We start from the raw sequence: 9,129 nt of genomic DNA on the forward strand, positions 1-9,129 counted from the left end.
CCCGGGTGCGCGGTCGGCACCGATCCGGACGGTGATACTCGGGGGATGGCAGCCGTGTCCCCCGTCTCCGAGCCGTGCCGCCGGCTGCTCGCCGACGTACTCGCCGCAGGCGCTCCGTACGGTCTCGCGCTCGCGGGCGATCACGCCCTCCACGCGCACGGACTGACCGGCCGTCCCGGCCGGGACCGGGACCTGGAGTTCGCCACGGAGCATGCCGACGACATGGGGCGGATCGTGGCCGTGCTGCGGGCCGGGCTGTGGGGCCGGGGCCGGCAGGCGGGGGTGGGGGAGACGGGCGCCCTGTCCGCGCTGCTGATCGTCACCGAACCGGACGGCGGCGAGGAGTACGAGGTGGGGGTGGCGAAGGAGGTCCTGTGGCGCCCGCCGGTGCCGACCGGGCACGGACTCGCCCTGTCCCTGGAGGACGCCGTCGGCATCAAGGTCCGGGCGCTGGCGGGGCGGGGCCTGGTCGGGGATCTGATCGGCGTCCGGGCCGCGGCGGACCGATGGAGCCTTCCCGAACTGGAGGAGCTCGGCCGCCGTCACGCCCCCGACGCCTTCGACCTCGGCGACCTCCGTATGCGCCTCACCGGCACGGACTGGATCGACGACACCGACTTCGCCGTCCACGGCCTCGACCCGGCCGCGATCGACGAGCTGCGCCGATGGGCCCAGCGGTGGGCCGACGAGATCGGGGAGCAGTTGTGTGAAGCGGGAGCGCCGGAAGAGGACTGACGCCCATGAGGGGCGGGCGGAGCCGCTCAGGCCGACGTGTCCGCCAGGCGGTGGAAGGCACGTGTGGTGCGCGGGTGGGCGAGTTCGTCGAGAACGTGGCGCCACTCCGGGTCCGAGGTGTCCGGGTGGGCCTGGTCCCAGGCGAGGAGAAGGGGGGCGAGCTCGCTCTCGGGGACCTCCTGGGCCGCCCGGACCTCGTGAGGAATCGATTCGCCGTGCTGCTGCGGCTGCATGAAAGGTCTCCGTCCTCGAAGGTTTCCGTCCTCGTCCTACGATGCCGCCCACTGCCGGTCCTCACTATGAGGTGCGCCACCGCACCGAGGGTGCGGGTGGCCGTACCCCCGCGAGGGCCGCCCCCACCATGGTGCCTCAGGACAAGAAGGAGGAAGCCGGTGAGGCGGAGGCGTTACGTCGCCAGAGGGGTACCCGGTGGCTGCCGGTTCACTGCTGAAGCGGTACCGGGCCCTGAAGCGGTGAGCGCGGCGGTCCTCGTCGTGCTCGGACCGCGTTGTCAGTGGGGTCTTCTACTCTCGTGAGCGATGGCACAGGCGTGGAAGTGCACGGGGCTGCGGTGGTCGGCGGACGGTCCCGTGCTGGTGTGGGACGGCGGGCGGCGCAGCGTGCTGACCCGGGGGAAACGGGTGGCCTTCGGCGTCGCGGACGGGGGTGTGCGGACGTGTGGGGGAGCGCGGGGGAACGCGTGTCCGGTGCGGGCGGCCGTGCCGGCGCGGAGTACGGGGGCGCGGTGCGAGGAGTGCGCGCGGCTGGACCGGGCGCACTCCGTGGCCGCCGACACGATCGCGGACGACCCGCGCCCGTACCGCGTATATCTGGCCTGGTTCGGTCCCGGCCTGGTCAAGGTCGGGATCACCGCCGAGGAACGGGGCAGCGCGCGGCTGCTGGAGCAGGGGGCGGTCTGCTTCAGCTGGCTGGGGCTCGGTCCGCTGATGGCGGCGCGGCGCACTGAGGAGCTGCTGCGGGCCGCCCTGCGGGTGCCGGACCGGATTCCGTACGCCGAGAAGCGTGCCGTGCGGTCCCGGCTGCCGGCGTCGGCGGTCGAGCGGGCGGCCGAGGTGGAGGCGCTGCACGGGCGGGCCGTGGCGCTGGGCGGCTGGCCCGAGTCGCTGGAACGGCAGCCGTGCCGGGTCGTCGACCATGTCGGGGTGTTCGGGCTGGAGGGGGTGCCGGGTGCCGTCGCGGAGGTCGCCGAGCTGGCCGGCGGCGGGTGGGTGAGCGGGGAGCTGATCGCTGCCGCGGGGCCGGATCTGCACCTCGGCACCGCGCGGGGCGTGGTGGTGCTGGACACCCGGCTGATGACGGGGTGGGAGATCGTGCCGACCGGGGAGGAGCACGGGCTGACCGTTCCGGTGAGGGAGTTCAAGGAGGCCGCAGGGGTTCAGGACGGGCTGTTCTGAGAGGGACAGCAGCCCTTTCTATCCTTTATGTCCCTTCCGTCCTTCCGCAGGGAGGTGGACGCGGCCGTGGTGCGAGGGTGATCGTTGGGGGGCTCGCCGGGCGGTGCCGGCGGCGGGCGCGGGCACGGTTTCGAGAGGGCACATGACTGGGACACCGACGCAGACGGAAGCGGAGCCCGAGCAGGTCCGGCGGTTCTGGCGGCGGCTCGGGCTGCCGGGGATCGTCGACGTCCACACGCACTTCATGCCGGAGCAGGTGCTGCGGAAGGTCTGGGGCTACTTCGACTCGCTCGGGCCGTTGACCGGCGGGCTGGAATGGCCGATCACGTACCGGAAGGAGGAAGAGGAACGGGTCGCGCTCATCAGGGAGTTCGGGGTGCGCGCCTTCACGGCCATGCTCTACCCGCACAAGCCGGGCATGGCGCGATGGCTCAACGGCTGGGCCGTCGACTTCGCCCGGCGCACGCCGGACTGTCTGCACACCTCGACTCTCTTTCCGGAGGCGGGCGTCGAGGACTACGTCCGGGAGGCCCTCGACGCGGGAGCGCGGGTGTTCAAGGCGCACGTGCAGGTGGGGGCGTACGACCCGGCGAGCGAACTCCTCGACGGCGCCTGGGGGTTGCTCGCGGAGGCGGGGACGCCGGTGGTGATCCACTGCGGGTCCGGTCCGGCACCGGGCAAGCACACCGGGCCCGAGCCGATCGCGCGCGTGCTGGCCAGACACCCCCGACTGCGGCTGGTGATCGCGCACATGGGCATGCCCGAGTACGAGGACTTCCTGGCCCTGGCCGAGCGGTACGGGGAGGTGCGGCTGGACACGACGATGGCGTTCACGGACTTCGCCGAGCAGCTGGCGCCCTTCCCGCGGCGGGCGTTGCCCCGGCTGGCGGACCTCGGCGACCGCATCCTGCTCGGCACCGACTTCCCGAACATCCCCTATCCGTACGTCGAGCAGCTGCAGGCCCTGGAGCGGCTGGGGCTCGGCGAGGAGTGGCTGAGAGCCGTGTGCCATGACAACGGGGCGCGGCTGTTCGGGCTGTGACCGCGCCGCCGACCCGCGCCTCAGGCCGTGCACAGCAAGCTTTTACGCGCTGATGACCCCGGTCTGGCCGATGATGGGGCCGCTGCCCGTGGCGCCGTAGGGAAAGAGCTTCCCAGGGGTTCCCTGAGAGGTGCCTGTGCGTTTCTTAGGGAAATCACAGGTTGTCGAAAGGGCTCTCTCAGAGGGTCCCGACAGTGTGTCCACCATGACCACGACCTCGCCCCAGGGGCGCACCGAACTGCTGAGGCCGGACGGGAGCCCCGTCCGAGTGCTTGTGGTGGACGACGAGATGTCGATCACCGAGCTGCTGTCCATGGCCCTTCGCTACGAGGGATGGCAGATCCGGAGTGCGGGGGATGGCACGGGTGCCATTCAGACCGCGCGGGAGTTCCGGCCCGACGCCGTCGTTCTCGACATGATGCTTCCGGACATGGACGGGCTGACCGTCCTCGGCCGGCTGCGCCGCGAGCTGCCCGACGTGCCGGTGCTGTTCCTGACGGCGAAGGACGCCGTCGAGGACCGGATCGCCGGGCTCACCGCCGGGGGCGACGACTACGTCACCAAGCCGTTCAGCCTGGAGGAGGTCGTGGCCCGGCTGCGGGGCCTCATCCGCCGCTCGGGCGCCGCCGACCGCCGCTCGGACTCCGTGCTGGTCGTCGGTGACCTGACGCTGGACGAGGACAGCCACGAGGTGTCGCGGGCCGGGGACTCCATCCACCTCACCGCCACCGAGTTCGAGCTGCTGCGGTTCCTGATGCGCAACCCCCGGCGGGTGCTCAGCAAGGCGCAGATCCTCGACCGGGTCTGGTCGTACGACTTCGGCGGACAGGCCAACGTGGTCGAGCTGTACATCTCGTATCTGCGGCGGAAGATCGACGCGGGGCGGGAACCGATGATCCACACCCGGCGCGGTGCCGGTTACCTGATCAAGCCCGCCGCGTCATGAGCGGGCGACGACGACCGCGAGCGCAGAAGCGACGTGCCGGCAAGCCGCGCACCCTGCGGGCGCGGCTCGTCGTCGCGTCCGTGGTGCTGATCGCGGTGGTGTGCGCGGTGATCGGCACGGTGACGACGGTCGCGCTGCGGTCCCATCTGTACGACCAGCTCGGTGACAAGGTGAAGGAGTCCGTCGGCCGTGTCGCGGGCCACATTCCGGGCGGCGGCGCCGGAGCCCCGGGCGGTCTTCCCGGCAAGCCGAACAACGTGCCCTCGGAGTCAGCCCCCTCTTCCTCGACGCAGCCCTCCCCCAACCAGGACACGGACACGCCGTCCGCCAGGGTCAGCAGGTTCCTCCGCAACGGACCGACAGCGGAGAAGACCGTTGCCGCCTACGTGAAGAAGGGCAAGATCGCCCAAGCCGGCTACAGCCAGCAGCAGAAGTACAGCAACGGCACGTTCAAGCAGATGAACGCGGTCAGTCTGACCTCTGCCCAGAAGCAGGCCCTGGCGTCCGTGCCGAAGGACGGCAAGAAGCACACCGTCTCCCTGCCGGGGCTCGGGGACTATCTCGCGCAGTACGTCCCGACCGACAACAGCAGTGACGCGTACTACGTGGCTCTGCCGACCAAGGACGTCGACAGCACCATCAACACCCTCATCCTCGTGGAAGTCAGCGTCACCGTCGCCGGGCTCGGGGCCGCCGTCATCGCCGGATACGTTCTTGTCGGTGTCGCCACCCGGCCCCTGCGCCGGGTCGCCGTGACCGCGACCCGGGTGTCCGAACTGCCCCTGCACACCGGCGAGGTGAACCTCAGCGAGCGGGTGCCGGAGTCGGAGACCGATCCGCACACCGAGGTCGGCCAGGTGGGCGCGGCGCTCAACCGGATGCTGGACCACGTCCACGGCGCCCTGCACGCACGCCAGCAGAGCGAGATGCGGGTACGGCAGTTCGTCGCCGACGCCAGCCACGAGCTCAGGACCCCCCTCGCCTCCATCCGCGGATACGCGGAGCTGACCCGGCGCGGCAGGGAGCAGATCGGGCCCGACACCCGGCACGCCCTCGGCCGTATCGAGTCCGAGGCGGGCCGGATGACGCTGCTCGTCGAGGACCTGCTGCTGCTCGCCCGGCTGGATGCCGGACGGCCACTCCAGTTCGAGCACACCGACCTCATCCCCCTCGTCGTCGACACCGTCAGCGACTCCCGCGCGGCCGGCATGGACCACAACTGGCGCCTCGACCTGCCCGACGAGCCGGCCCTGGTGTCGGCGGACGCCGCCCGCATCCAGCAGGTGCTGGTCAACCTCCTCGGCAACGCCCGCAAACACACTCCCGCGGGGACGACCATCACCGCGCGCGTGCAGCGGCGCGGGCCGTGGATGTGCGTGGACGTCGAGGACAACGGGCAGGGAATCTCCCCCGAGTTGCTGCCGCACGTCTTCGAGAGGTTCGCGCGAGGCGACTCGGCGCGCTCCCGCGCCACGGGCTCCACCGGGCTCGGGCTCGCCATCGTCCAGGCCGTCGCGACCGCGCACGGCGGTGCCGTGACCGTGGACAGCGTCCCCGGGCGGACGGTGTTCACCGTGCATCTGCCGGCGCTTGCCCCGGCGGCCCCCCACCCGGCCCCCGAAACGAACTGGCAATCGCACTCACAGGCACAGCACAGTGCCAACACATGGGTGCAACAGGGCACTTGACCACAGTCGTTTCCATGCGAAGCGACTCTTCTCCCGGCACCCTGCCGGCGCGGGAGCACCTCCCGGCCGGCGACGCCGGTACGCCTGTCCTGGACGTAGTGATCCCCGTCTACAACGAGGAGAAGGACCTCCAGCCGTGTGTGCTCAGACTGCACGAGCACCTCAAGCGCACGTTCCCGTACGCCTTCCGCATCACGATCGCGGACAACGCGTCCACGGACACCACCCCGCTGGTGGCGGCGCGGCTGGAGGCGGAGATCCCCGAGGTCCTCACCTTCCGCCTGGAGCAGAAGGGACGGGGCCGGGCCCTGCGGACCGTGTGGTCCGCCTCCGACTCGCCGATCCTCGCCTACATGGACGTGGACCTGTCCACCGACCTCAACGCCCTGCTGCCGCTGGTGGCCCCGCTGATCTCGGGCCACTCCGACCTGGCGATCGGATCGCGGCTCGCCCGCTCCTCCCGGGTGGTGCGCGGCCCCAAGCGGGAGTTCATCAGCCGCACGTACAACCTCATCCTGCGCGGCTCGCTGCAGGCCCGTTTCTCGGACGCGCAGTGCGGGTTCAAGGCGATCCGGCGTGATGTCGCCCAGGCGCTGCTGCCGCTGGTGGAGGACACCGGCTGGTTCTTCGACACCGAGATGCTGGTGCTCGCCGAGCGCGCGGGTCTGCGCATCCACGAGGTACCCGTCGACTGGGTCGACGACCCCGACTCCACCGTGCACATAGTCAAGACGGCGACCGACGACCTCAAGGGCGTCTGGCGGGTGGGCAAGGCCCTGGCCACGGGCGCCCTGCCGCTGGACCGGCTCGCCCGGCCCTTCGGGGACGACCCGCGCGACCGTGACGTCCAGGACGTGCCGAAGGGGCTGGCCCGCCAGCTCGTCGGATTCTGCGTCATCGGCGGCCTGTCGACCCTCTTCTACCTGCTCCTCTACAGCGGCTTCCGGACCTTCTGCGGCGCGCAGGTCGCCAACGCGCTCGCGCTGCTGGTCTCCGCGGTCGCCAACACGGCGGCCAACCGGCGCCTGACCTTCGGCGTGCGCGGCCGGGGCGGCGCCGTCCGCCACCAGGCGCAGGGCCTCGTCGTCTTCGGCATCGGCCTGGCGCTGACCAGCGGTTCGCTCGCCGCCCTGAACGCGGCGAGCAGCGACCCGGCGCACTCCACCGAGCTGGCGGTGCTGATCGCCGCGAACCTCGCCGCGACCGTGCTGCGCTTCCTGCTCTTCCGCGCCTGGGTGTTCTCCGACCGGCGCGACGACCGGGCGTCCACCGTGGTGGCCTCGCACAGCCCGGAGCAGGGCCCGTCCTCGCCGACGTACGTGACGGCCCCGAACCCGCAGTACCGGCAGCAGCCGTACCAGCCGCTGCCGCAGCGTCCGGTGGCGCCGCCGGACCCGTACCGGACCACCCGTTTCCGCGCCGGTGACGTCGCGGACCGCAGCTGGGAGGACGCCACCCTGCATCTGCAGCCGGTGCGTCCGACCGACACCGATCCGAGGGACTCACGATGACGATCCACGACCACCGGCCGACCCACCGGGAGGGCGACCCCGGTCCCTCCTCCTGGGGGCCGGAACCGACGACGGCCGTACGGGAGACACCGCCGGCCGCGCCCGAACCCCTTGCTCCGCCGGCCGTCCCGGCCCCCGGGGCCGGTGAGCCGAAGCAGCCCTTCGTCCGCCGGCTGTGGCGGGGCCGCCCCGAGGACCCCCGCTGGGCCCGCCCGGCCCTCTGGGGCCTCCTCCTCGCCACCGGCCTGCTCTACCTCTACAACCTCAGCGCCTCCGGCTGGGCCAACTCCTTCTACTCGGCGGCCGTCCAGGCCGGCAGCAGGTCCTGGAAGGCCTTCTTCTTCGGGTCGCTGGACGCGAGCAATGCCATCACCGTCGACAAGCCCCCGGCCTCCCTGTGGCCGATGGAGCTGTCGGTGCGGATCTTCGGGCTGAACTCCTGGGCGATCCTCGTCCCCGAGGTCCTGATGGGCGTCGGCGCGGTCGCCGTCGTGTACGCGGCGGTACGCCGCCGGTTCAGCCCCGGGGCCGGTCTGGTCGCGGGCGCGGTGCTCGCGCTCACTCCCGTCGCGGCGCTGATGTTCCGGTTCAACAACCCGGACGCCATGCTGGCGCTGCTGATGGCGCTCGCCTGCTACTTCGTGGTCCGCGGTGTCGAGGACGGCCGGACCAAGTGGCTGCTGTGGGCCGGTGTGGCGATCGGCTTCGCGTTCCTCGCCAAGACCCTGCAGGCCTTCCTGATCCTGCCGCCACTGGCGATCGTGTACGCGGTCTGCGCGCCGGTGTCGCTGAAGAAGCGGTTCGGTCAACTGGCCGCCGCCACGGCCGCGCTGGTGGTCTCCGGCGGCTGGTGGGTGGCGATCGTCGAGCTGTGGCCGGCGTCCTCCCGCCCGTACATCGGTGGCTCGCAGAACAACAGCTTCCTGGAGCTGACCTTCGGCTACAACGGCCTCGGCCGCCTCAGCGGCGACGAGACCGGCAGCGTCGGCGGCGGTGGCGGAGGCGGCGGCACGGGCATGTGGGGCGCCACCGGCTGGAACCGCATGTTCAACTCCGAGGTCGGCGGCCAGATCTCCTGGCTGCTCCCGGCCGCTCTGATCCTGCTGGCCGGCGGTCTGGTGGCGACCCGGAGGCTGAGCCGGACGTCGGTGACCCGCGCCTCGTTCCTGGTCTGGGGCGGTTCGCTGCTGATGACCGCGATCGTCTTCAGCTACATGGCGGGCATCTTCCACCAGTACTACACCGTGGCCCTCGCCCCCTACATGGCTGTCGTGATCGGTATGGGCGCCGGGCTCCTGTGGGAGAAGCGGACCGAGATGTGGGCCTCGCTCACCCTCGCCGGCGCGGTCGTGGCGAGCGCGGTCTGGTCCTACGTCCTGCTCGACCGCACCTCCACCTACCTCCCCTGGCTGAAGTACCTGATCCTCGTCGGCGGTCTGACCGCCGCGCTCGGCCTGATCTTCGCGGGCCGTGTCAGCCGCCGACTCGCCCTCGGGGCTGCGGCGGTGGGCCTGGTGGCCTCGCTGGCCGGCCCGACGGCGTACACCCTCAGCACCGTGCAGAGCGGCCACACCGGTTCCATCGTGACGGCCGGCCCGGCCGGCGCGAGCATGATGGGCGGCGGCGGTGGCGGCATGCGCGGCGGTTTCGGGGGCGGCGGCATGCCGGGCCAGCAGAGCCAACAAGGCCGGCAAGGGCAGCAGAACGGGAACGGCTTCCCCGGTGGCGGGATGCCGGGCCAGAACCAGCAGAACGGCAACGGCGGCACCCAGAACCAGCAGAACGGCAACGG

8 protein-coding genes are annotated in these 9,129 nt (G+C 71.7%); 7 read left to right on the plus strand and 1 reads right to left on the minus strand.

The annotated features are described in order from the left end of the window. The first annotated feature begins 45 nt into the window (after window positions 1–45). Entirely contained in the window at window positions 46–735 is a 690-nt protein-coding gene (locus M8J74_RS07625; RefSeq protein WP_249835672.1) for a hypothetical protein, read from the plus strand. Window positions 736–761: 26 nt separating this feature from the next. On the opposite strand, the gene M8J74_RS07630 is transcribed toward M8J74_RS07625, so the two are convergent. Continuing rightward, window positions 762–968, minus strand: a complete 207-nt coding sequence (locus tag M8J74_RS07630) for a hypothetical protein (RefSeq protein WP_249835673.1) — start codon at window positions 966–968, stop codon at window positions 762–764. Between the two features lie 306 nt (window positions 969–1,274). Here M8J74_RS07630 and M8J74_RS07635 point away from each other — a divergent pair, with 306 nt between their 5' ends. The 6 genes from M8J74_RS07635 to M8J74_RS07660 form a co-directional block, all read left to right on the plus strand. Beyond that, entirely contained in the window at window positions 1,275–2,150 is an 876-nt protein-coding gene (locus M8J74_RS07635) for a DUF2797 domain-containing protein (RefSeq protein ID WP_249835674.1), read from the plus strand. A 142-nt stretch (window positions 2,151–2,292) separates the two neighbouring features. Next, a complete protein-coding gene (locus M8J74_RS07640; RefSeq protein ID WP_249835675.1) occupies window positions 2,293–3,192 on the plus strand; it encodes an amidohydrolase family protein in 900 nt (299 codons plus the stop codon). Window positions 3,193–3,397: 205 nt separating this feature from the next. Then, complete coding sequence (locus M8J74_RS07645; RefSeq protein WP_249835676.1) at window positions 3,398–4,138, plus strand: response regulator transcription factor; 741 nt, start codon at window positions 3,398–3,400, stop codon at window positions 4,136–4,138. After that, window positions 4,135–5,826: a sensor histidine kinase gene (locus M8J74_RS07650; protein WP_249835677.1), complete on the plus strand. Its 1,692-nt coding sequence runs from the start codon at window positions 4,135–4,137 to the stop codon at window positions 5,824–5,826. Before M8J74_RS07645 ends, M8J74_RS07650 begins: the two co-directional genes overlap by 4 nt. Window positions 5,827–5,840: 14 nt before the next feature. Then, on the plus strand, window positions 5,841–7,337 hold the full coding sequence (locus M8J74_RS07655; protein ID WP_249835678.1) for a bifunctional glycosyltransferase family 2/GtrA family protein: 1,497 nt from the start codon (window positions 5,841–5,843) through the stop codon (window positions 7,335–7,337). Beyond that, a partial coding sequence (locus M8J74_RS07660) for a glycosyltransferase family 39 protein (RefSeq protein WP_249835679.1) occupies window positions 7,334–9,129 on the plus strand: 1,796 nt, incomplete at its 3' end. The genes M8J74_RS07655 and M8J74_RS07660, both read left to right, overlap by 4 nt.

It is taken from the genome of Streptomyces panaciradicis, from assembly GCF_023516615.1.
GTDB classification, from domain to species: Bacteria; Actinomycetota; Actinomycetes; order Streptomycetales; family Streptomycetaceae; genus Streptomyces; species Streptomyces panaciradicis.

Excerpts from the sequence above, each read along its gene's own strand:
- M8J74_RS07635 (WP_249835674.1), top strand. The coding sequence starts at position 1,275 with ATGGCACAGGCGTGGAAGTGCACGGGGCTGCGGTGGTCGGCGGACGGT.
- M8J74_RS07625 (WP_249835672.1), top strand. The coding sequence starts at position 46 with ATGGCAGCCGTGTCCCCCGTCTCCGAGCCGTGCCGCCGGCTGCTCGCC.
- M8J74_RS07655 (WP_249835678.1), top strand. The coding sequence starts at position 5,841 with ATGCGAAGCGACTCTTCTCCCGGCACCCTGCCGGCGCGGGAGCACCTC.
- M8J74_RS07645 (WP_249835676.1), top strand. The coding sequence starts at position 3,398 with ATGACCACGACCTCGCCCCAGGGGCGCACCGAACTGCTGAGGCCGGAC.
- M8J74_RS07640 (WP_249835675.1), top strand. The coding sequence starts at position 2,293 with ATGACTGGGACACCGACGCAGACGGAAGCGGAGCCCGAGCAGGTCCGG.
- M8J74_RS07650 (WP_249835677.1), top strand. The coding sequence starts at position 4,135 with ATGAGCGGGCGACGACGACCGCGAGCGCAGAAGCGACGTGCCGGCAAG.
- M8J74_RS07630 (WP_249835673.1), bottom strand. The coding sequence starts at position 968 with ATGCAGCCGCAGCAGCACGGCGAATCGATTCCTCACGAGGTCCGGGCG.